Genomic DNA, 21131 nt, shown 5'->3' on the forward strand with positions numbered 1-21131 from the left:
CGGCGCCGGACGGCACAGCCGGCTCAATGTGCAGTGCCGAAATGTGTAGGATATGTGTCAGGCCTTCGCGCCGGACACCCGACCATGATCCCGAAAGTTCCCGTTCTGCTCCGCTGGCCCGCGGTGCGGGAGAGATCATGGCCAGGAGACGATCAGATCAGACGCGCGCCATGCAGACGGAAGTCTGACCGGAGCCGATGAAGCCGAGCTGGCCGGCGGCGCCCTTCGACAGGTCGAGCACGCGGCCCTTGATGAAGGGACCACGATCGTTGATGCGCACGACGACGCTGCGGCCGTTGTTCTTGTTGGTGACCCGCAATTTGGTGCCGAAAGGCAGCGTGCGGTGGGCGGCGGTCAGCGCCGAGGGGTTCATACGCTCGCCCGATGCGGTTTTCGAGTGCAGCGCGTACCAGGAAGCGCGGCCACACTGGCCGGCGGCGGCGGTTGCCGAAGTGGCGGAGACGCCGACCATCAGGCCAGCAGCGATCGTTACCGCGACAAGCGCAGTCTGTTTTGGGGTCTTCATATTTGGGGGATGGCTCCGTTTTTTGACAGACCCCAGCCGTTAGGAAAGGAATAAGGCAGGAAATGCGGCAGTGATCTGGCGGTTCCATGGCAAGATCACACGTTTGGAGTCATCGGGTAACAGTCTGTCAGGGACTTTTTGGCGCGCCGAAACCAATTTCGATCATGTTTTTATCGGCACGGAGGACTTTTATGACAAGATCCAGCGTTGATCTTCAAATAAAAGTCTGCACGATCTGGCCACTTCCTTCAGCTCTTTCATCACGGCGATAGCGCCGCAATCGATCGACTTGAAAAACGGGATCAGACAATGAGACTGACAAAAAATCTGCTGGCCCTGATCGTTCTGGCCATGGGTGCCCTGTGGTCGCTGCAAGGCATCGGCGTGGTCGGCGGCAGCTTCATGACCGGCCAGTCGCAATGGCTCTATATCGGTCTCGCCGCCATGCTGGCCGGCCTGGCCGGGCTGGTGTGGGCGAACCGTTCGCCCTGAAACTCTTGTTTGGCGCGATCCCGGACGGAAAAGTCGTTTCATACTTTTCCGAAATGATCTTAGCCGAACAGCTGGTCGAGAATCCTGCCTTCGAGACGGGCAAGCTCGGCGGAACCGCGGCGGCGCGGCCGTTCCACCGGCACATCCAGATCGAGCGCGATCTTGCCGCCGCTGATCACCACCACCCGGTCGGCGAGCGCAACCGCTTCGGCGACATCATGCGTGACCAGCACGGCGGTGAATTTCTGGGCAATCCAGATACGCTCCAGCAATTGCTGCATCTCGATGCGGGTCAGCGCGTCGAGCGCCCCGAGCGGCTCGTCTAGCGCCAGGACCTGCGGGTGACCGACCAGCGCGCGAGCCAACGCCACGCGCTGCTTCTGGCCGCCGGACAGCACCGAGGGCCACTCATCGGCTCGGTCGGCGAGGCCAACCTCGCCGAGAATGCCGAGCGCGCGTTGCCTTGCTTCCGTGCCGGAGGCGATGCCGGTCAACCCGACCTCGACATTTTTCACCACGCTGGCCCAGGGCAGCAGGCGCGGCTCCTGGAACATGAAGCGCGTGCGGCTGTGGCCCTCTTCCTCGGCTCCCAGCGTCAGCGAACCCGATGTCGGCCGGTCGAGCCCCGCGAGCAACCTGAGCAGCGTGCTCTTGCCGCAGCCGCTTTTGCCGATGACGGCGACGAACTGCCCGACCGGCACGTCGAGGTCGATCCCGTCGAGAACGGTCTTGTCGCCAAAGCGTTTCCCCACGCCCTTGAACGCGAAGGCGCGCCCGCCTTCGACCGATCTCGCCGGGCGCGCGGGCGCCGGCGCGGTGACAAAGGAGCGGACGGAGGTCAGACTGGCGGCTGGCATCGAATACTCATCCGTTCTGAAAGGCGGGATGCCAGCCGAGCGACAGGCGCTCGAGCAGGCGGGCGAGACTGTCGGCGAGCTTGCCGAGCAGCGCGTAGATCAGGATCGACAGCACGACGACATCGATCAGCAGGAATTCGCGCGCCTGCATCGCCATGTAGCCGAGCCCGGAGCTGGCCGAGATGGTTTCGGCGACGATCAGCGTCAGCCACATGATGCCCAAGGCGTAGCGCAGGCCGACGAAGATCGCCGGCAGCGCGCCGGGCAGGATGACGCGGAAGAACAGCGCGCGCCGGTCCATGCCGTAGACGCGGCCCATCTCGACGAGTTGCGGGTCGACGCTCTGGATGCCGAGCAGCGTGTTGACGTAGATCGGAAAGAACACGCCGAGCGCCACCAGGAACAGTTTTGCTTCTTCGTCGATGCCGAACCAGAGGATGACCAGCGGGATCAGCGCCAGGTGCGGAATGTTGCGGATCATCTGCAGCGTGGTATCGGTCAGGCCGCGGCTGAGCGTCGACAGCCCGTTGGCAAGGCCGAGCGCAAAGCCGATCGAGCCGCCGACGGCGAAGCCGGCAAGGGCGCGCGCCGTCGAGACGCCGATATTCCGGATCAGTTCACCCGACAGCGTCAACCGCCAGAAGGCCTCGGCGACGGCACTTGGTGCCGGAAGCACGTTGGCTGGCATGACGCCGGCGCGGGAAGCCACCTCCCAGCCGGCAATCACCAGCACCGGCAATAGCCAGCCGATGCCATTCCCGCGCAGGCGTGCGGAAAAGCTCATGACGCCGCCTGCAGGCGGGCCGCGCCATGGAAGCCGACCGAGAATTCGTTGGCGATGTCGTCGCGCGGCTTGAGCCGCCTGGTGCCGAGCCCGAGCTTGGGGAAGAGCAGTTCGGCGACGCGATAAGCTTCCTCGAGATGCGGATAGCCGGAGCCGATGATCGTATCGATGCCGATCGCCTGGTACTCGCGGATGCGGTCGGCGACCTGCTCCGGCGTGCCGACCAGCGCGGTGCCGGCGCCGCCGCGCACCAGCCCTACGCCGGCCCACAGATTGGGCGAGACGACCAGCCTGTCGCGGCGGCCGCCATGCAGTTCGGCCATGCGGCGCTGGCCGACCGAGTCCATCTGGTTGAGGAACCGCGCCTGTGCGTTCTCGATCTGGGCATCCGTGACGTGGCTGATCAACCGGTCGGCGGCACGCCAGGCTTCGTCCTCGGTTTCGCGAACAATGAAATGCAGCCGGATGCCGAAACGCAATTCGCGGCCGCGCGATGCCGCTTTCGCGCGCGCCGATGCCAGCTTCTCGGCGACCTGCGCCGGTGGCTCGCCCCAGGTGAGATACATATCAACCAGATCGGCGGCGAGATCCTGCCCGGCATCGGACGAACCGCCGAAATAAAGGGGCGGCCGTTCCTGCGATGGCAGAAGGTCGAGGCGACCATTCTCGACGCGGTAATATTTGCCGTCGAAATTGACACGCTCGCCGGACACCAGGCCGCGCCAGATGGTCAGGAACTCCTGCGCCTGCGCATAGCGCTCGTCATGCGGCAGGAAGACGCCATCGCCGGCAAGCTCGGCCGGATTGCCGCCGACCACGACATTGAGCAGCAGGCGGCCGTTGCTCAGACGGTCGAGTGCCGCCGTCTGCCGCGCCGCGAAGGTCGGCAATGTCACGCCCGGCCGCAACGCGACGAGGAATTTGAGCCTTTCGGTCAGCGTCGCCAGTCCAGTTGCGGTGATCCAGGAATCCTCGCAGTTCTGCCCGGTCGGCAACAGCACACCGGGGAAGCCGAGGCGGTCGACTGCCTGCGCGATCTCCTTGAAATATCCGAACTCCGGCGGCCGCTGCTGCTGCTCGGAACCGAGATAGGAACCGTCGCCATGAGTCGGGATGAACCAGAAGAAATCGAGTGGCTTGGCTGGCGTGGTCAAGGCGGGCCTCCTGGAGGTCAAGGCATGAACGGCAACGGCGCCGGGCGTTTCTCCACGCGGCGCCGCGTGACGAAAAATCAATTGCCCGGCGCTGTCCAAACCGCGTCGGAAATTCGCACCGCATTGGGGATCAGGCCGAGCTTGTAGAAGCGGTCGGCGGTAGCCTGCTGGCCGGCAGCGATCTCGCCGGTGATCGGAAAGACGCCGAACTTGGTCCGATTGGCGGCGATGGTCTGTGCGTCGAGCGGCACCCCGGTCACCTCATGCAGCGCTTGCGCCACCTTGTCGCGATTCTGGTCCGCCCATTTCGCCGCCTCGCCAAGCGCGGCGATGGTCGTGGTGACGATTTCGGGATGCGCCTTGGCGAAATCCTTGTTGGCGAGGAAATAGGTGTTGACCTTGAGCACCTCGCTGGAGCGGGCCAGCACACGCGGCTGGTAGCGGGTTTCGGCGATGGCAAAGAACGGATCCCAGACCGCCCAGGCATCGATCTGGTCGCTGGCGAAGGCGGCGGCCGCATCCGCCGGGCTGAGATAGACCGGCGTGATCTGGTCGAAGGCAACGCCTGCCTTTTCCAGCGCGGCGACGAGAAGATTGTGCGCACTGGTGCCCTTTCCGACGCCGACGCGCTTGCCCTTGAGATCGGCGACCGACTGGACCGGCGAGGCCGGCTTGACGAAGATCGCCTCGCCATCGCCATTGGACGGCAGTGCCGCGGCATAGACGATGTTGGCACCCGCCGATTGACCAAAGATCGGCGGCGCGTCGCCGGTCCAGCCGGCATCGATGGCGCCGACATTGAGCGCTTCGACCAATGGCGGCCCCGCGGTGAACTCGACCCACTTCACGGTGACGCCCTTGTCCCCGAGCGCCTTCTCGATCACCTGCTGCTGCCTGGCGATCACCGGCAGGCCGGTCTTCTGGTAACCGATGCTGAACTGCTTCAGGTCCTGCGCGGCGGCGCCGAACGACAGCACGACTGTCGCGGCCAGGAGGCCGATGCCGAAAACGCGTCTCGTCAGATTGAACATGATCCCTCTCCTTCAATGCGCGGGCAGCGCCGAGAAACTTCCGATCGATCGAAGTGGGACTAGGCTAGGTATGTCTATAAATTTAGTAGAGAAAGAATTTTGCGAGATGAATCGGCAAGCGGAAATTGTTTTCTACGTCTCGATCGAGCGGCAAGGCCGTTGCAACTCTCTCTTCCCTACACGGGAAGGGACCTGTCATCGACGGTTCGCCACCCGTCAGCCACTCACTGCGACCAGTACTGCCAGGCCCAGTAAAAACTCTCGTCGCGCGGTGGAAGGCGATCGCGCCCGGCCAGGAACTGGACCGGCGCCGGCGATCGCGGGCGGTCGTCTCTTGCCGCTTTCTCGTCGGAGGCAAGGCCGAGCAGCCAAGAGCCGACATGGGCAAACAACACGGCGGTGGAATGGGTCATCGTCATTCTCCTTTTCCGATCATTCTCGTCCGGCCCACGGGACGAGCACGCGCTCGATCCGGCGGATGGTGAATTCGAGCACGAAGGCGATGGCCGCGATCACCAATATGCCCATCACCACCACGTCGGTGACGAGGAACTGGGCCGCGGACTGGATCATGAAGCCAAGTCCGCGCGTCGCCGCCACCAGTTCGGCCGCGACCAGTGTCGACCAGCCGGCGCCGAGCGCGATGCGCAAGCCGGTCAGGATCGAGGGCAGGGCGCTGGGCAGGATCACATGGCGGACCACTTGCACTCGCGTCGCGCCAAGCGAACGCGCGGCGTTGATGCGCTCCCGCGAGACGCCGCGAACACCGGAGGCGGTGGACAGGGCGACCGGCGCCAGCATGGCGATGGCGATCACCAGGATTTTCGACGGCTCGCCGATGCCGAACCAGATGATGACCAGCGGCAGATAGGCCAAAGGCGGTATCGGCCGCAGGAATTCGAGCAGCGGATCGAAGATGCCGCGCCCCACCGTGCTGATGCCGATGGCCAGCCCCACCGGCACGCCGACCAGGATGGCGGCGACCAGTGCCGCGAACACGCGGCCCAGGCTGGCGACGACGTGCTGCAGCAGCGTCGCGTCGACGAAGCCGTCGCTGATAACCACGACGAACTTGTTCCACACGGCGAGCGGCGAGGGCAGGAACACCGGAGACACCAGCTGCAGGCGGGCCGACAGCGTCCAGAGCGCCAGCACCGCCAGGATGGTGACGGCGCTGACCATGCGCGCCGAAACGCCGGTCCGTCTCGCCCGTGGCCCGGACCATGGCACCGACAGGCCGTCGGTTTCATCTGTCCTTGAAACGGGCCGTTCCGTGTAGGACGAAATGGTCATGCCGCCTCTCCCTCGAAGATCGCGTCGGTCAGTTCGCCGCGCGCCGCCGCGAAGGCCGGATCGGCCTTGATGGCGCGGATGGCTTCGCCCGACGCGTAGCGCCGGGAGAAACCCGGCTCGAAGGTTCGCACCACGCGGCCAGGGCCGGGCGCCAGCACGACGATACGGGTGGCGAGCACCAGCGCCTCCTCGATGCCGTGCGTCACCATCAGCACGCCGGCATGGCTTGCCGTCCAAAGGTCGAGCAGCGTCGTCTGCATGCGTTCGCGCGTCAGCGCGTCGAGCGCGCCGAGCGGCTCGTCGAGCAGCAGGAATTCGGGTTCGGCGGCGAGCGCGCGGGCAAGGCCGACACGCTGGCGCATGCCGCCGGAAAGCTCCCAGATGCGCTTGTCGCCGGCATCGCCGAGCTTGACCAGCGCCAGCAGTTCATCGGCGCGCCGGGCCCGCTCGGCTGGCCTGACACCGCGCAGCCTGAGCGCGAAAGCGACGTTCTCGCGCGCCGTCAGCCAGGGAAACAGAGCATCGTTCTGGAACACCACCGCCCGATCCGAACCGGGCCCGCTGATCGGCTGGCCGTTCACTGAAGCCGTGCCGCGCGCAGGCACGACAAGGCCGGCGGCGACATTGAGCAGTGAGGTCTTGCCGCAGCCCGAGCGGCCGACAAGAACGACGAAATCGTCCTTGTCGACACCGATCGAGACGTGCTCGACGGCGGGTGCCGGCTGGCCGTCATAGTGGATGGAGATCTTGTCGAGCACGAGATGCGGCATGGGCCCTCGCCGATTAGAGGGAAATCCGCCTGCCCCGAAACCGCGCCTCGTCGGCGGCTTCGGGGCAGGCAACACACGGCTTCAGGGAGGGTGAGCCGCGTGTGCGAGACGTCAGTTCGAGGCCAGCGCCTCGGTGACGTATTTCGATGTCACGTATTTCGAATAGTCCGGCAGCACGGCATCGACCTTGCCTTGCTCCTTGAGGAAGGCGGATGCCGCCGCGATCGCCTTGACCGTGCCGCCGCCGAGGAATTTCTCGGAGGCCTGTTCTTCCAGGGTGGGGAAGGCATAACCTTTCAGCAGCTCCGGCACCTCTCCGAGCTTGGCGCCGGTCAGCCTGGCGATCTCAGCGGCCTGCGGCGACGACACCGACCAGGCGTCGGGCCTGGCGAGATACCCTGCATAGGCCGCACCCGTCACCTTGACGAAGTCGCGTACGGCTTCCGGGTTCTTTTCGGCGAAGTCGGTGCGCACGATCCAGGCGTCGAAGGTCGGCGCGCCCCAGGCGGCGACTTGCGCGGAATCCAGCACCACCTTGCCCGACGTCTTGATCTGGCCCAGCGCCGGGTCCCAGACATAGGCGGCGTCGATGTCGCCACGCGTGAAGGCAGCGGCGATTTCCGGCGGCCTTAGATTGAGGATCTCGACCGATTTCGGGTCGACATTCTCATGCTTGAGCGCGGCAAGCAGGCTGTAATGCGTCGTCGACACGAAGGGCACGGCGACCTTCTTGCCGGCGAGGTCGGCGACCTTCCCGATGCCGGCGCCGTCGCGGGCGACCAACGCTTCCGACGGTCCGATCAGGCCAACCACGAAGATGGCCTGGATCGGCAGTTCGCGGCTGGCGGCGGCCGCCAGCGGGCTCGATCCGACATAGCCGATATCGACCGAGCCGGAGGCGACGGCGGCGATGACATCGGCCCCGGAATCGAACTTGCGCCAGTCGATGCTGGCCTTGGTGGCCTTTTCATAAGCACCGTCGGCCTGCGGCACTTTCGAGGGCTCGACCACCGTCTGGTAGCCGATGGTGATCTTGAGGTCGTCGGCCATGGCCGGGCCGAGGAAGGCGGCGCCGGCAAGGGCAGCGGAAGACAGGAGAATGACGCGGCGTGAAATGCTGGACATGAAAGGCTCCTTGAAAAACCGGATTGCCTGTTCATAGTCAGCTAATTCTATGGTTCTTGTAGAGTTAAATCCTTCCAAGGAAGAACGGCATGTTGGAAAAAAGCCACTGGCGGCGGGCCGCCGTGGCGGACAGGGCGGCTGCCCTGGCTCAGGAGCGGCGAGGCCACCAGCTTTGCCCCGGGCTCGATACCTCGACCGTTCCAGATACCGACAGGTTTGAACGAGAATTCCGATTTGGCACCTCCTCCGGCAAATCGATGCTTCAAATGGGGAAGAATTTAAAATCACGTTCCGCGCGCCGATGGTTAAGTATAGTAACCTTATCGACATAGGAGTGAGCGCCGATGACAGGCCATACCCCGCCTATCGGGCAATCGCCGGCGTCGTCGGATCCCGGCTGCAAGCCTCCGTCTAGGCAAGCCACGCTTCTGTGTCCCTGGCGTCACAAGGCGGGCCTAAAATCGCCGCAACGGCTTGAAAACCAAGCAAGATCAACCGCAATGGCTTGTATATCATGTCACTAGAATTTACGTGTCATGGATGCTTCGGCGCGGCGGGGAGGCACGCCAGGCGTTTCGCAACGGATGGCCTAGGGCCATCGCATGACAGAGAAACGTTCGGTTCATGCTCACCAAAAAAGGCAAGTACGGCCTCAAGGCGCTCGTCCATCTCGCGCGGATGCCGGCCGGACAGCTCGCCTTCGTCGGCGATATCGCGACCGGCAACAACATCCCGAAGAAGTTTCTCGACGCCATTCTCGGCGAGCTGCGCAATGCCGGCTTCGTCCAGAGCCGCAAGGGCAAGGAAGGCGGGTACCGCCTGGCGCGGCCCGCCGACGAGATCAAGGTCGGCCACGTCGTGCGCGTCCTCGACGGGCCGCTGGCCCCGATCCCCTGCGCCAGTCGCACACAATATCAGCGCTGTGAAGACTGCAACGAGGCGACATGCCAAGTCCGACATCTGATGCTCGAGGTCCGGCAGGCGATCGCCGAGGTGCTCGACCAGCGCAAGCCTCGCCGAGATGCGCGACATCGCCGACGATCTTACGATCGCGAGGGACGCCGACGATCTTACGATCGCGTCGGGCATGAGCGACCTCCCGGTCGCGCGGGACGACCTGCCGGTCGTGGTGAAGGTCCAGGCCTGAAACCGGCGCCTGGCACGGGGCTCGCTTGCGCATGACCGGGCGGACCGATTCCATCACCCCCAGTTCCATCATCATCGTCGGCGGCGGCGCCAGCGGCGTCGTGCTGGCCGCGCATCTGCTCAAATCGCCCAATCCGGACCTGCGCGTCACACTGATCGAAAAGCGCCCGCATTTCGGCCAGGGCATCGCCTATTCGACGCTGCTGTCGGCGCATGTGCTGAATGTCAGCGCGGCCGGCATGAGCGCCTATGCCGACGATCCCGGCAATTTCTGGCGCTGGCTGCTGGAACGGGGGCTGGCGACAGCGGAGCAGGCTCCGGTCTACGCGCCGCGCAGCCTCTATGCGCGTTATCTCAAGGAATTGCTCGACGATCTGGAGACGCGCGAGCGCGAGACCGGCCGGCTGCGCCTGATCCGCGAGGAGAGCCTGTCGATTTCGCCCACCGGATCCGGGGTCGAGGTGGCGCTCGCCAACGGCACCAGCGTGGTTGCCCATCTTGCCGTGCTGGCCACCGGCCATGACGAACAGCCCGCGCAGGGCCATGCGATCCGGATGGGTTCGGAGGCCGATACCGTGCTCGATCAGGACAACCGGATCCTGGTGCTGGGCACCGGGCTCAGCATGGTCGATGCCTTCCTTTCCCTGGAGCAGCGCGGCCATCGCGGCGACATCATCGCGGTGTCGCGGCGCGGCCTGCTGCCCTCGCCGCACCGCAAGGGCAATCCGATCAAGCTCGACGTCGCCGATATCCCGCTCGGCACCCAGCTCTCCTATTTCGTCGGCTGGTTCCGCGATCTCATCCGCGAGAACCAGAAGGCCGGCGTCGACTGGCGCGACGTCGTCGACGGCCTGCGCCCCTTCAACCAGAAGATCTGGCAGAACTGGCCCGCCTCGGCCAAGCGCCGCTTCGTCGAACACACCAAGGCGTGGTGGGACATCCATCGCCATCGCATGGCACCCGAGGTCTACGCCAGGGTGACGGAGGCCGTGCAATCGGGACGCATCCGGCCGATCGCCGGGCGCGTCGTCGGCGTCACGCCGGGCGACGGCTTCGCGGTTGAGGTCCAGTCGCGCCACACACAGCGTCTCGAAACATTCGACGTCGCCCGCATCTATGATTGCTCCGGCATCGTGCGCGACATCTCGACCTCGTCGAACAGCGTGGTGCGCTCGCTGGTCGACCGCGGCCTGGCGCGGCCCGATCCGCTGCGCATCGGCCTCGACGTCTCGGCCAATTGCGAGATCATCGCCGCCGACGGCACCGTCTCGCGAAAAATCCTCGCCGTCGGGCCGCTGACGCGCGGCACCTTCTTCGAGATCGACGCCATTCCCGATATCCGCGTCCAGTGCGCCAGGCTGAGCAAGCTGTTGCTGGGATAAAGCAATTCCGGCGGCGATCGTATATTTGGCAGACCCGCATCCGGCTCAACCCGAAAGCGTCTTCCGTGATCGCACCATGGTCGGCTGAGTGCAGTCTGGTATCTAGCCCAGGTGGCCCTATCTGGGGCCGAACAACTTCCGTTCTTAGCTATAAGACGGCAGGACTAAAGTCTTGCGCACCGGTAGGCCTTGGTCCGAGGGGCCTTCAAACGTTCCGGACTTGTCCATTGGACGTTCCGCACTTTAGCCAATTAAGATATTCACGGCTTGACGCAGACCTCTTGCGAGGGGAGCGCGATGCTCCCGCCTTCGACTGGATTTCCTCCCCGAAGTGGCGACATCGCGCCCCCAGGTTGCGATTTCAAGCTGGCCATCGGCTACCCGACGGGGAAAAGAATGGCCGGTGCGGGGATGCTTGGGTTGGAAGCGGGTCGCACCGGCCATTGCGGGTTAGGTTTCGATTTGGGATCGTCTCCCGCATGACCAAGCTATAGGTATATTAGCTATTGCTCAACTAAGACTGAAGTCCCTCCCGCTGCCAGCCGGACGATAGGGTTCAGCCGCCCAATGCCTCACACACGGCGCGCGCGGTCTCGGCGCCGGAAAAGTTCTGCTGGCCGGTGATCAGGTTGCCGTCGCGCACCGCAAAGCCCCGCCACAGGCCGGCCTGGATGTAGTTGGCGCCGATCGCCTTGAGCTCATCCTCGATCCGCCATGGCATCAAATGTTTTCCGCGCTCCAGCGCGCCCATCCGCCAGGTCGCATTGTCGGCAATATCCTCCTCGATATTGGCGAACCCGGTCACCGTCTTGCCGGCGGCGAGCAGCGATCCGTCGGCGCGCCTGGCATAGCGCAGCAGCGCCGTGCCATGGCAGAGAGCTGCCGCCACCTTGCCCGCTTCATGGAAGGCAACGAAGGTCCGCTGCAGCGTTTCCGCCCGGTCATAGGTGAACATCGGCGCCTGGCCGCCGGCGACGACGATCGCGTCGAAACTGTCGAGCTCGATCTCCGCCACCGGCCTTGTGTTGTCGACCAGGCTCGCCAGTTTCGGGCTCGAGATGAAGCCGAGCGAGATGAGGTCGATTTCGGAATAGCCCGAGGGATCACGCGGATCGCTCAGCGCGTCGGCCTCGCATCTGCCGCCATCGGGCGAGAATATCTCGACATCATAACCACGCTCGGTGAAAGCGAACCACGGGTGCGTCAGCTCGCTCCACCAAAAGCCGACCGGCCAGCCGGTCGTGGTCGAGACGGCCGGATTGGCGATGACGATCGCCACGCGTTTCGGCTTGCGCGCATTGACCGGATTGGCGTCCCGTACACTCATCGTTAGCTCTCCTCTATGAAGCTGTCGCCGATAAAGCCTCATGCTGCAATCTGGCCATATGGCCGGGCAAAATATGCTTCCGTCGCCGCCGGGCGTTGCCTACGATGGCGGCATGGCACAACGCGGAAGACTTTACGGCTGTCCGGTCGAGTTCGCGCTCGACGCACTCGGCGGCAAATGGAAGACGGTGATCCTGGCCCGAATCAAGCAAGGACCGCTGCGCTATTCCGAGTTGCGCCGATCGATCCCTTCGCTTTCCGACAAGATGCTGACGCAGCGCCTTGCCGATCTCGTCGAGATCGGGTTCGTCGCGCTGGAAGCGTCGCCGGACGGAAAGGGACGCTATGTCTTGACCGAGCGTGGCCGCGATCTGGCCGCGGCGCTTGAGGCGCTCTACGACTGGGGCAATGTGCACGGGCGCGCGGACGGCGTCCGCTTCCGCGCCGATATCGAGACCCGACAAGGCGCCTAGCTCCCTGCGGCAAGCGCGCCGCGGAAACCCGCGACATCGGTGATGACAGCCTCGCCGAGGAAGCCAAGCGTGGCCATCGAGCGGTCGCGGGCCTGCCGGTTGCCGAAGCCGCAGGCATCCTCGATCACCACGGCGACAAAACCATTGTCGGTCGCCTGGCGAACGGTCGGCTCGATGCCGATCTCCATCGCCACGCCGGCGAGCGCGACGGCGCGCACACCGCAATCGCGCAAGGCAAAGCTCAGCGCCGTGGAATCGAAGGCCGACATGGTCAGCTTGTCGAACACCGCCTCGTCGGCGTGTGGCGCGAGTTCGGGAACGATCGCCGTTGCCTCGGCATCGCGCGGGAACCAGGGCTCGACCGTGTCGGGACTGTCGCGCCGCTGCCAGGCCATTGCGGTGCGCAGCTGGGTGGCGCCCATCCACTTGCGCGGCAAGGAGAGATGGCGCGTGAACGCCACCCGCATGCCGGCCGAGCGGGCAGCTTCGAGGACGCTGCCGGTGGCCTCGACAATGTCGGCCGCGCCGGCGATCTGGCGGCAGATGCCGACCTGCATGTCGTAGACCACCAGCGCCATGCGGCGCGGATTGCACCACTCCGCCAGGCTGGCCGGTATCTCGATCCCTTCGCTCGACCGGATCATGCCGCTGTCCGGTCCCAGGGTTTTGCGAGATCGACCGTTGGATCGAAGAGGTATTCGAGCGGCAACGGCGCGGAATCAAAGGCAAGGAAATGCCATTCCAGCAACCCGGCCTTCGACAGCGGGAAGTCGTCGGTGTAGTTCCTGGCTTCCTCGACAGTGTCGAGCTCGAAAACGATGATGACGCCGCCGACATCGGCGCGCGCATAGTTTTCGCGCACGATGCCTGCCTTCCACAGCCGCCAGACATTCGAGACTTCATCGCGCAGATAGGGCTTCAAGTCGGCGAGGGTGACGCCGGGTTTGAAGTTGTCATAGGCGAGGATCTTCATCGGCCGTCTCCTTGTGCTGGTATGGGTATGTTCGGCTAGCATGGCCAAATCGGCGGCTTCAACGAACGAGATGGTTCGTTGAACGGGCCTGAGGGCGCGGCGCTTGGGCGTTAAGGTCGGCGCTCTTCGGCGCCCCCCTCTGGCCTGCCGGCCATCTCCCCCTCAAGTGGGGAGATTGCTGTTCCGCCGCCTTCGCCAATACTCGACGTTGTAAAAATGGCGCGGCCGGCGAAGCTGCCAATCTCCCCACTTGAGGGGGAGATGCCCGGCAGGGCAGAGGGGGGCGCTGTCCCGCCGGCGTCTCGATCCGGCACCGCACTGCTTCGCCCAATGGGCCGCTGGAATTTCATTCCCCGTCTGGCCGCCGGATTGGCACGATCTATCTTCTTTCCAACTGCGATCGGCTGGAAAAGACGCTAGGTTGATCCATGGAGGCTCCGACATGAGCGAGCACAGAAAAGCCACTGCCGACAGCGCCCCGTCGGACACCGCAACATCCCGCCTGCGTCCGCCCTATGCGTCGGTTCTCGATCTCATTGGCCAGACGCCCATCGTCGAGCTGACCAAATTCGACACCGGCAAATGCCGGCTGTTCATCAAGCTCGAGAGCCAGAACCCGGGCGGCTCGATCAAGGACCGCATCGCGCTGTCTATGATCGCGGCGGCCGAGAAGGATGGCAGGCTGAAGCCCGGCGGCACCATCGTCGAAGCGACCGCCGGCAACACCGGCCTTGGCCTCGCCCAGGTCGGCATCCCCAAGGGCTACCGCATCATCCTGGTGGTTCCCGACAAGATGTCGCGCGAAAAGATCCAGCATTTGCGCGCACTCGGCGCCGAAGTGCACATGACGCGCTCCGATGTCGGCAAGGGCCATGCCGAATATTACCAGGACATGGCGGAGAAGATTGCCGCCGAACTGCCCGGCGCCTTCTATGCCAACCAGTTCGCCAACCCGGCCAACCCGCTGGCGCATGAGACGACGACCGGCCCGGAGATCTTCGCGCAACTTGACGGTGATGTCGACGCGGTGGTGGTCGGCGTCGGCTCGGGCGGCACGCTGACCGGGCTTGGCCGCTTTTTCGCCAAGGCGTCGCCGAAGACGGAGATGGTATTGGCCGATCCGGTCGGCTCGGTGCTGGCGCCGCTGATCAAGACCGGCAAGATGGAAGAGGCGGGAAGCTGGACCGTCGAAGGCATCGGCGAGGACTTCGTGCCGCCCAACGCCGATTTGTCGCTGGTCAGGAAAGCCTATTCCATCACGGACAAGCAGAGCATGCTGGCCGTGCGGGATCTCCTGTCACGCGAAGGCATCCTGGCCGGTTCTTCCTCCGGCACGCTGCTGTCGACGGCCCTGCGCTACTGCCGCGAACAGACGGTGCCCAAGCGCGTCGTTACCTTCGTCTGCGACAGCGGCAACAAGTACCTGTCGAAAGTGTTCGACGATTTCTGGCTGGCCGAGCAGGGGCTGGCCGAACACGAGCAGCATGGCGATCTGCGCGACCTCGTCATGCGCACCCACCGCACCGGCGACACTGTTTATGTCGGGCCGGACGAAAGCCTGCTCAACGCCTATGGCCGCATGCGCCGCTCCGACGTGTCGCAGCTGCCGGTGCTCGACAATGGCAAGCTGGTCGGCATCGTCGACGAAAGCGACATCCTGGCCCATGTCGACGGTCCCTATGACGGACGCTGGGAGCGCTTCAGCGGCCCGGTGAGAACGGCCATGACCTCCAACCTGCACACGCTGCAGGCCAGCCAGACGCTGGACGCGCTGCTGCCGGTGTTCGACCGCAACGAGGTCGCCATCATCTTCGACGGCGACGAGTTCGTCGGCCTGATTACCCGCATCGACCTGATCAACCATCTGAGGCGCCGCGCAAAATGACATCCACCGGCAAGAACCGCCTGGCCTTTTCCACCCGCACCATCCATGGCGGCCAGGGCCACGATCCGCTGACAGGTGCTGTGATGGTGCCGATCTACGCCACCTCGACCTATGGCCAGCAGTCGCCCGGCGTGCACAAGGGCTTCGAATATGCCCGCAGCCAGAACCCGACCCGCTTCGCCTTCGAGCGCGCCGTGGCCGACCTGGAAAGCGGCTCGGCAGCCTTCGCTTTTGCTTCCGGCCTGGCGTCGATCGCCACCGTGCTGGAACTGCTCGATTCCGGCGCCCATATCGTCGCCACCGACGACATCTATGGCGGCTCGTTCCGGCTGATGGAGCGGGTGCGCAAGCGCTCGGCCAATCTGCAGGTGAGCTTCGTCGACTTCACTGATCTTGCGGCGGTCGAGGCGGCGATCCGGCCGGAGACCAAGATGCTGTGGGTCGAGACGCCGACCAATCCGCTGCTGCGCATCATCGACCTCGAGGGCGTCGCGGCGCTGGCCAGGCGCAAAGGGATCCTCTCGGTCGCCGACAACACCTTCTCCAGCCCCTATATCCAACGACCGCTGGAGCTCGGCATCGACATCGTGGTCCACTCGACGACCAAATATCTGAACGGCCATTCCGACATGGTCGGCGGCGTCGCTGTCGTCGGCGACAACAAGGATCTCGCCGACCGGCTGAAATTCCTGCAGAACGCCATCGGCGCCATATCGGGTCCGTTCGACAGTTTCCTGGCGCTGCGCGGGCTGAAGACCCTGGCGCTCAGGATGGAGCGCCATTCCGCCAACGGCCTGAAAATCGCGCAATGGCTGGAAGCCCGCAGGGACGTGCGCCGCGTCATCTATCCCGGCCTCGCCAGCCATCCCCAGCACGCCATAGCAGTCCAGCAGATGCATGCCTTCGGCGGCATGATATCAGCCGTGCTCGATCGCGACCTTGCCGGCACGAAACGCTTTCTCGAACGCACGCAGCTGTTCACGCTGGCCGAAAGCCTCGGCGGGGTGGAGAGCCTGATCGAACACCCGGCGCTGATGACGCATGGCTCCATTCCCGCCGGGAAGCGGGCGGAGATCGGCATTTCGGATTCGCTGGTGAGACTGTCGGCGGGCATCGAGGACGGCGACGATCTGATCGCCGACCTGGATCAGGCGCTGGGGGGCTGAGTGGCTCTCGGCACGACCGAGAAGCGTCGGTGGTAGCCTGCACCGCGAGGTTGGGGTTCTTTCACGGACGTCGCGGCATGGATCCTGGGGCGGAGCAGGAGCGAAGCGACGTCGCGGAGACCCTAGGACCCATGCCGCGACATCGACACGCGCCTCAAGGGTGAAGATCAGCAGCCGCATCGAGCAGCGGTCGGCCAAACACCGTTGACCCCAAGCGCCATTCGCCCGAGATGTAGCGCCCATGGCCACGCGCGAACCACCCACAGACGCACCCCTCACCTTCGCGGTGCTGGTGTTTCCCGGCTTTCCGATGATGGCGTTCAGTTCCGTCATCGAGCCGCTGCGCGCCGCCAACATACTGGCGAAGCGGGAATGCTACCGCTGGATCATCGTCGGGGCGACCCAGGGTCCGGTCGAGGCCTCCAACGGCGTCGTCATCCAGCCGGGGTTTTACGCCGAGGCCGCACCCAAGGTCGACCGCATCGTCGTCTGCTCGGGCGGCGATGCCGATCATCTTGTCGCCGAGGACGCGGCGAGCTGGATCCGCCGCAGCCTGCGCGCCGGCGCTCATATCGGCGCAGTGGCGGACGCGGCGTTCTTCCTGGCGCGCGCGGGCCTGCTCGACGGCCATGCCTGCACCTTGCACTGGACCAGCCAGGCCGCCTTCACCGAAGCCTTCCCCAACATCGAGCTTAGACGCGACCTCTATGTCATCGACCGCAAGCGTTTCACTTCGGCCGGCGGCATCGGCAGCCTCGACATGATGCTGGAGATCATCACCCGCGACTACGGCGCCGAGCTTGCCGCCGGGGTCGCCGAGTGGTTCGTGCACAGTCCGTTGCGATCGAGCGTTGACCGCAAGCTGATGCCCTTGCGCCTGCGCACCGGGGTGCGGAACGAGCTGGTGCTGTCGGCCATCGCCATCATGGAGGATGCGGTGGAGGAGCGGCTCGGCATGGCCGAGCTGACCGCGAAGCTCGGCGTGTCGTCCGACAAGCTCGAACGATCCTTCCGCTCCGAACTCGCCATTTCACCCAACGGCTACTACCGGCGGCTGCGGCTGAAGCGCGCCGCCGATCTCTTGGCGCACTCCACGCTCGCGGTACGCGACGTGGCGCTGGCCTGCGGCTTCGCCTCGATGTCGAGCTTTGCCCGGGCTTTTCGCGAGGAGCATGGTCATGCACCGAAGATGGCGCGACGGCATTAGGTTCCTCAGCGCACTTTCAAATGCTGGCGGGACAGCGCCCCCCTCTGTCCTGCCGGACATCTCCCCCTCAAGGGGGGAGATCGGATGTTGTCCGGGCTTTCGCCAATCCTCCGACGTTGAACAAGAAGGCGAGGTTGGCGAAGCTGCCAATCTCCCCACTTGAGGGGGAGATGGCCGGCAGGCCAGAGGGGGGCGCTGTCCCGCCAGCGCTCCATCTTCAGCGGCATCGCGCACAACACACGCGGTTTTCCGCACAATTCCCGCGCCCCGCATGCGCCATGGTCACACCTTGCAACCCACCCAAGGCCGGGCACCCCATGAGCATCGTCGTATTCGACCCCGACAGCACCGAGGACGTCGACTTCAAGGATCGCATGCGCCACCCCGCCGCCGCCGATCCGGCGGGCGGCATGTGGCTGTCTGACACGGAGCCGTCCTTCATCGATGCCGACGCCTTGCGCAAAGGCCGGCTCAACAAACTGCGCGGCTGGATGCGTGAGGCCGGTTATGGCGGCGTGGTGCTGTTCGACCCCTATAACCAGCGTTACGCCACCGGCTCGCGCAACATGTTCGGCTACTTCCTGCGCAACTCGACCCGCTATTTCTTCATTCCGACCGACGGGCCGATCGTGCTGTTCGAATATCCGCAGAGCTACCATGTCTCCATGGTGCTCGACACGATCGACGAGGCGCGTCCGTCCAAGCTTGTCTGGTCTTCCGTGTCGGGCCGCGACGACGAAACCGCCGGCCCGTTCGCCGACGAGATCGCCGAGCTGTTGAAGAAGCATGGCGGTGGCTCGATGAAGCTCGGGCTCGACCGCTGCAGCCACCTGCAGGCGCTGGCGCTGGAAAAGCGCGGCTGCGAGGTCCGGGATTGCCAGGGCGAGATTTTAGCGGTGCGCGCGGTGAAGACGCCTGAAGAGGTGAAATGCCTGCAGGTGTCGATGGCCGGCGCCGAGGCGGCGGTCTATGCGGTGCGCGAGGCGATCAAGCCCGGCGTATCTGAAAACGAGCTGTTCGCCATCATGTATGGCGAGGTCATCCGCCAGGGCGGCGAGTTCATCGAAACCCGGCTGCTGACCTCGGGCCAGCGCACCAACCCGTGGTTCAACGAAGCCAGCGGCCGCAAGATCAGGCCCGGCGAGTTGCTGGCGCTCGATACCGACACGATCGGCTGCTATGGCTACTACTCGGACTTCTCGCGTACCTTCCGCTGCGGGCCGGGCAAGCCGACCCGTTATCAGAAGTCACTCTACCGCATGGCGCACGACCAGGTTCAGCACAACATTTCGATTGTCAAACCCGGCATGGCCTTCCGCGAAATCGCCGAGAAGGCGTGGAAGATTCCGGACCGTTTCGTCGACCAGCGCTACACCTCGGTCATGCACGGTGTCGGCATGCATGGCGAGACACCGTTCATCGCGCATGCCATGGATTACGAGACCTATGGCCGCGACGGCCATATCGTGCCAGGCATGGTGGTGAGCGTGGAAAGCTATATTGGCGAGAAGGGTGGCCGCGAGGGCGTCAAGCTGGAGGACGAGATCCTGATCACCGACACCGGCACCGAGCTTCTGTCGCGCTTTCCCTACGAGGACGAGTTTTTGGAGAAAGAGGTTTGATGCTGGTTGCTCACCTCAGCGACGTATCGCAGCTGAAGAACGAGCGCCTCAGTTGGCGCCCCCCTCTGTCCTGCCGGACATCTCCCCCTCTAGGGGGGAGATCGGCCGCTTCGCTTGCAGCGCTTTTTCCTGCAACGCTGGTGATTGGCGAAAGCACTCCCAACCGCCAATCTCCCCCCTCGAGGGGGAGATGCCCGGCAGGGCAGAGGGGGGCACTGTCCCTCCAGCGTTTGGAAATATCTTGGGGCCCAGGCGCATCCGCATGAAAGCCCCTATCTCGATCAAGCGCGGCACGGTGGCCGCCATCTTCATCGACCTGCAGGAAGAGCACCGGCAGGACCCGCGCTATCTCGTCGAGGGCTACGAAAAAATCCTCGCCAATGTGCAGCGCCTGCAGGCGGCGGCGCGGCAAAACCAAGTGCCGCTCCATCACTGGGCCTATATTGTCGATCTCGACAGCCAGGACCGGCCCTTTCATCCGGTCGGCGAAGACGGCAAGTCGGCCTTTTCCGACAAGAGCGACCCGCTGATCGAAATCTGCCGCGAGGTGGCGCCGGCGGATGGCGAGGCGCTGCTGATCAAGGCGGAGGCCAGCGCCTTCCGCTCCGGTCCGGCTGGCGACCGGCTCAAGGCTTCCGGCATCGAATGGCTGGTCGTCGCTGGCGTGTGGACCGAGGCCTGCATCGACGCGTCGGTCAAGGACGCGGTGGCGAAGGGCTTTCGCGTGCTTTTGGTCAAGGATGCCTGCGGCAGCGGCAGCGCGGCCATGCACCAGACCGCCATTCTCAACCTTGCCAACCGGCTCTATGGCGGCGCGGTCACCGATACGGAAGGCGCCTGCCGGCTGCTGGCCGGCGAGACGGTCACCGTCTGGCAGGTCGAGGGCTCGGTGCCGCTGCGCTTCACCTTTGAAAACGCCGCCCTTCTCTATGCCGAGCTTTGACGTGCCCCTCGGACCGAGATGACCAGCCGCGGCAAATACGGACCTTGGCTCGACCCGGCGCTCTGGGCCTATATCGACAGCGTCAACGCCTGGTACCCGCCCGAGATCGCCGGCCTGCCGGTCGACAAGCAGCGCGCGGTCTATGCCAGGATGTGCCGGGCTTTCGACCAGGGCCGTCCGCCCGGGGTCAAGGCCAGCGACAGCCTGATCGCCGCTTCGAAGCATGGCATCCCGGTCCGCCGCTACCGGCTCGCAGGCGCGGCGCCGCGTGCGACGGTGCTCTATTTCCACGGCGGCGGTTTCATCCTCGGCGGGCTCGAAAGCCATGACGACATCTGCGCCGAAATCTGCGCCGGCACCGGCTTCGACGTGCTGTCGATCGACTACCGGCTGGCACCCGAGCACCTTCACCCCGCCGCCTTCGACGATACGCTGGCGGCTTTCGAATGGGCGGCTGCAAGCAGCAACCTGCCGCTCGTGCTCTGCGGCGAAAGTGCTGGCGGCAGCCTGGCGGCGGCGGTGGCACAGGCCACGCGTCACCATCCGCGCGCCGCGATCGGCCAGGTGCTGATCTATCCCGATCTCGGCGGCAACGAGACAATGGGCTCCTATGTCGAACACGCTGACGCGCCGCTGCTGTCGACAAGCGACGCCGCCTTCTACCGCGACGTCAGGTCAGCCAGGAAGCAATCGCCCGACGATCCGACCTTCTCGCCCTTGCGCGACCGCGATTTTTCCGGCCTGCCGCCGACGGTGATCATCACGGCCGAATGCGACCCGCTGTCGTCGGATGGCGAGGCCTATCGCGACCGTATCCTGGAGGCCGGCGGCAAGGCCTGGTGGCATGAGGAGCCGCGCCTCGTGCACAGTTTCCTGCGCGCCCGCACGACCGTGCCGGCCGCGGCGGAAGCCTTTGCACGCATCATCGCGGCGGTCGCCGCGCTGGGCCGGGGAGAGTGGCCCTACTGAGGCCGCT

The 21131-nt window shown here is 65.0% G+C and carries 21 protein-coding genes and 1 pseudogene; 10 read left to right on the plus strand and 12 right to left on the minus strand.

Annotated features, from left to right (window positions below):
* Positions 1 to 157 precede the first annotated feature (157 nt).
* Positions 158 to 526, minus strand: coding sequence for a septal ring lytic transglycosylase RlpA family protein (locus O7A70_RS15505; protein WP_337141121.1), 369 nt, complete (start codon positions 524 to 526; stop codon positions 158 to 160).
* Positions 527 to 835: 309 nt separating this feature from the next.
* Between O7A70_RS15505 and O7A70_RS15510 the strand changes: the two genes are divergently transcribed.
* Positions 836 to 1018 (plus strand): hypothetical protein, encoded by a 183-nt coding sequence (locus O7A70_RS15510; protein ID WP_337141122.1) that lies wholly within the window; start codon positions 836 to 838, stop codon positions 1016 to 1018.
* Positions 1019 to 1077: 59 nt separating this feature from the next.
* On the opposite strand, the gene O7A70_RS15515 is transcribed toward O7A70_RS15510, so the two are convergent.
* From O7A70_RS15515 to tauA, 8 genes are all read right to left on the minus strand, one after another.
* A complete protein-coding gene (locus O7A70_RS15515; protein WP_337141123.1) occupies positions 1078 to 1875 on the minus strand; it encodes an ATP-binding cassette domain-containing protein in 798 nt (265 codons plus the stop codon).
* 7 nt (positions 1876 to 1882) lie between these two features.
* Entirely contained in the window at positions 1883 to 2659 is a 777-nt protein-coding gene (locus O7A70_RS15520) for an ABC transporter permease subunit (protein WP_337141124.1), read from the minus strand.
* Positions 2656 to 3813 carry an FMNH2-dependent alkanesulfonate monooxygenase gene (gene ssuD, locus O7A70_RS15525; protein WP_337141125.1) on the minus strand — a complete coding sequence of 386 codons (1158 nt, stop codon included), beginning with the start codon at positions 3811 to 3813 and terminating at the stop codon, positions 2656 to 2658. The genes O7A70_RS15520 and ssuD overlap by 4 nt, the downstream gene beginning before the upstream one ends.
* Before the next feature lie 77 nt (positions 3814 to 3890).
* Positions 3891 to 4844 carry a sulfonate ABC transporter substrate-binding protein gene (locus O7A70_RS15530; protein WP_337141126.1) on the minus strand — a complete coding sequence of 318 codons (954 nt, stop codon included), beginning with the start codon at positions 4842 to 4844 and terminating at the stop codon, positions 3891 to 3893.
* 224 nt (positions 4845 to 5068) lie between these two features.
* On the minus strand, positions 5069 to 5257 hold the full coding sequence (locus O7A70_RS15535) for a hypothetical protein (protein ID WP_337141127.1): 189 nt from the start codon (positions 5255 to 5257) through the stop codon (positions 5069 to 5071).
* Positions 5258 to 5276: 19 nt separating this feature from the next.
* Positions 5277 to 6137 (minus strand): ABC transporter permease subunit, encoded by an 861-nt coding sequence (locus O7A70_RS15540; protein ID WP_337141128.1) that lies wholly within the window; start codon positions 6135 to 6137, stop codon positions 5277 to 5279.
* A complete protein-coding gene (locus O7A70_RS15545; protein ID WP_337141129.1) occupies positions 6134 to 6907 on the minus strand; it encodes a taurine ABC transporter ATP-binding protein in 774 nt (257 codons plus the stop codon). The genes O7A70_RS15540 and O7A70_RS15545 overlap by 4 nt, the downstream gene beginning before the upstream one ends.
* Positions 6908 to 7018: 111 nt before the next feature.
* The gene (tauA, locus tag O7A70_RS15550; protein WP_337141130.1) at positions 7019 to 8032 is read right to left on the minus strand and encodes a taurine ABC transporter substrate-binding protein; all 1014 of its coding nucleotides are present in this window, start codon (positions 8030 to 8032) and stop codon (positions 7019 to 7021) included.
* Positions 8033 to 8656: 624 nt separating this feature from the next.
* Here tauA and O7A70_RS15555 point away from each other — a divergent pair.
* Positions 8657 to 9179 (plus strand): annotated as a pseudogene (locus O7A70_RS15555) (RrF2 family transcriptional regulator).
* A gap of 31 nt (positions 9180 to 9210) precedes the next feature.
* Entirely contained in the window at positions 9211 to 10560 is a 1350-nt protein-coding gene (locus tag O7A70_RS15565; RefSeq protein ID WP_337141131.1) for an FAD/NAD(P)-binding protein, read from the plus strand.
* Between the two features lie 556 nt (positions 10561 to 11116).
* On the opposite strand, the gene O7A70_RS15570 is transcribed toward O7A70_RS15565, so the two are convergent.
* Positions 11117 to 11887, minus strand: a complete 771-nt coding sequence (locus O7A70_RS15570; RefSeq protein ID WP_337141132.1) for a type 1 glutamine amidotransferase domain-containing protein — start codon at positions 11885 to 11887, stop codon at positions 11117 to 11119.
* Between the two features lie 112 nt (positions 11888 to 11999).
* On the opposite strand from O7A70_RS15570, the gene O7A70_RS15575 reads away from it, so the two are divergent.
* Positions 12000 to 12359, plus strand: a complete 360-nt coding sequence (locus O7A70_RS15575; protein ID WP_337141133.1) for a winged helix-turn-helix transcriptional regulator — start codon at positions 12000 to 12002, stop codon at positions 12357 to 12359.
* On the opposite strand, the gene O7A70_RS15580 is transcribed toward O7A70_RS15575, so the two are convergent.
* A complete protein-coding gene (locus tag O7A70_RS15580; RefSeq protein WP_337141134.1) occupies positions 12356 to 13003 on the minus strand; it encodes a cysteine hydrolase in 648 nt (215 codons plus the stop codon). The two genes, O7A70_RS15575 and O7A70_RS15580, sit on opposite strands and share 4 nt — an antisense overlap.
* Positions 13000 to 13332: a hypothetical protein gene (locus O7A70_RS15585; protein WP_337141135.1), complete on the minus strand. Its 333-nt coding sequence runs from the start codon at positions 13330 to 13332 to the stop codon at positions 13000 to 13002. The genes O7A70_RS15580 and O7A70_RS15585 overlap by 4 nt, the downstream gene beginning before the upstream one ends.
* 442 nt (positions 13333 to 13774) lie before the next feature.
* On the opposite strand from O7A70_RS15585, the gene O7A70_RS15590 reads away from it, so the two are divergent.
* The 6 genes from O7A70_RS15590 (at position 13775) to O7A70_RS15615 (ending at position 21124) form a co-directional block, all read left to right on the plus strand.
* Complete coding sequence (locus O7A70_RS15590) at positions 13775 to 15217, plus strand: pyridoxal-phosphate dependent enzyme (protein WP_337141136.1); 1443 nt, start codon at positions 13775 to 13777, stop codon at positions 15215 to 15217.
* Positions 15214 to 16383, plus strand: coding sequence for a trans-sulfuration enzyme family protein (locus tag O7A70_RS15595; protein ID WP_337141137.1), 1170 nt, complete (start codon positions 15214 to 15216; stop codon positions 16381 to 16383). Before O7A70_RS15590 ends, O7A70_RS15595 begins: the two co-directional genes overlap by 4 nt.
* A gap of 241 nt (positions 16384 to 16624) precedes the next feature.
* Entirely contained in the window at positions 16625 to 17590 is a 966-nt protein-coding gene (locus O7A70_RS15600; protein ID WP_337141138.1) for a GlxA family transcriptional regulator, read from the plus strand.
* Positions 17591 to 17907: 317 nt separating this feature from the next.
* Positions 17908 to 19212, plus strand: a complete 1305-nt coding sequence (locus tag O7A70_RS15605) for a M24 family metallopeptidase (RefSeq protein WP_337141139.1) — start codon at positions 17908 to 17910, stop codon at positions 19210 to 19212.
* 262 nt (positions 19213 to 19474) lie between these two features.
* Positions 19475 to 20155 (plus strand): isochorismatase family protein, encoded by a 681-nt coding sequence (locus O7A70_RS15610; RefSeq protein WP_337141140.1) that lies wholly within the window; start codon positions 19475 to 19477, stop codon positions 20153 to 20155.
* Positions 20156 to 20173: 18 nt separating this feature from the next.
* Positions 20174 to 21124, plus strand: coding sequence for an alpha/beta hydrolase (locus tag O7A70_RS15615; protein ID WP_337141141.1), 951 nt, complete (start codon positions 20174 to 20176; stop codon positions 21122 to 21124).
* Positions 21125 to 21131: the final 7 nt, after the last annotated feature.

Source organism: Mesorhizobium sp. Cs1299R1N1 (assembly GCF_037179655.1).
GTDB lineage: Bacteria > Pseudomonadota > Alphaproteobacteria > Rhizobiales > Rhizobiaceae > Mesorhizobium > Mesorhizobium salmacidum.

Coding starts and splice junctions, on each gene's coding strand:
- O7A70_RS15610 (WP_337141140.1), top strand. CDS start 19,475: ATGAAAGCCCCTATCTCGATCAAGCGCGGCACGGTGGCCGCCATCTTC.
- O7A70_RS15575 (WP_337141133.1), top strand. CDS start 12,000: ATGGCACAACGCGGAAGACTTTACGGCTGTCCGGTCGAGTTCGCGCTC.
- O7A70_RS15615 (WP_337141141.1), top strand. CDS start 20,174: ATGACCAGCCGCGGCAAATACGGACCTTGGCTCGACCCGGCGCTCTGG.
- O7A70_RS15605 (WP_337141139.1), top strand. CDS start 17,908: ATGAGCATCGTCGTATTCGACCCCGACAGCACCGAGGACGTCGACTTC.
- O7A70_RS15590 (WP_337141136.1), top strand. CDS start 13,775: ATGAGCGAGCACAGAAAAGCCACTGCCGACAGCGCCCCGTCGGACACC.
- O7A70_RS15595 (WP_337141137.1), top strand. CDS start 15,214: ATGACATCCACCGGCAAGAACCGCCTGGCCTTTTCCACCCGCACCATC.
- O7A70_RS15585 (WP_337141135.1), bottom strand. CDS start 13,332: ATGAAGATCCTCGCCTATGACAACTTCAAACCCGGCGTCACCCTCGCC.
- O7A70_RS15545 (WP_337141129.1), bottom strand. CDS start 6,907: ATGCCGCATCTCGTGCTCGACAAGATCTCCATCCACTATGACGGCCAG.
- O7A70_RS15515 (WP_337141123.1), bottom strand. CDS start 1,875: ATGCCAGCCGCCAGTCTGACCTCCGTCCGCTCCTTTGTCACCGCGCCG.
- O7A70_RS15520 (WP_337141124.1), bottom strand. CDS start 2,659: ATGAGCTTTTCCGCACGCCTGCGCGGGAATGGCATCGGCTGGCTATTG.
- O7A70_RS15570 (WP_337141132.1), bottom strand. CDS start 11,887: ATGAGTGTACGGGACGCCAATCCGGTCAATGCGCGCAAGCCGAAACGC.
- tauA (WP_337141130.1), bottom strand. CDS start 8,032: ATGTCCAGCATTTCACGCCGCGTCATTCTCCTGTCTTCCGCTGCCCTT.
- O7A70_RS15580 (WP_337141134.1), bottom strand. CDS start 13,003: ATGATCCGGTCGAGCGAAGGGATCGAGATACCGGCCAGCCTGGCGGAG.
- O7A70_RS15530 (WP_337141126.1), bottom strand. CDS start 4,844: ATGTTCAATCTGACGAGACGCGTTTTCGGCATCGGCCTCCTGGCCGCG.
- O7A70_RS15535 (WP_337141127.1), bottom strand. CDS start 5,257: ATGACCCATTCCACCGCCGTGTTGTTTGCCCATGTCGGCTCTTGGCTG.
- O7A70_RS15505 (WP_337141121.1), bottom strand. CDS start 526: ATGAAGACCCCAAAACAGACTGCGCTTGTCGCGGTAACGATCGCTGCT.
- O7A70_RS15600 (WP_337141138.1), top strand. CDS start 16,625: ATGGCCACGCGCGAACCACCCACAGACGCACCCCTCACCTTCGCGGTG.
- O7A70_RS15565 (WP_337141131.1), top strand. CDS start 9,211: ATGACCGGGCGGACCGATTCCATCACCCCCAGTTCCATCATCATCGTC.
- O7A70_RS15510 (WP_337141122.1), top strand. CDS start 836: ATGAGACTGACAAAAAATCTGCTGGCCCTGATCGTTCTGGCCATGGGT.
- O7A70_RS15540 (WP_337141128.1), bottom strand. CDS start 6,137: ATGACCATTTCGTCCTACACGGAACGGCCCGTTTCAAGGACAGATGAA.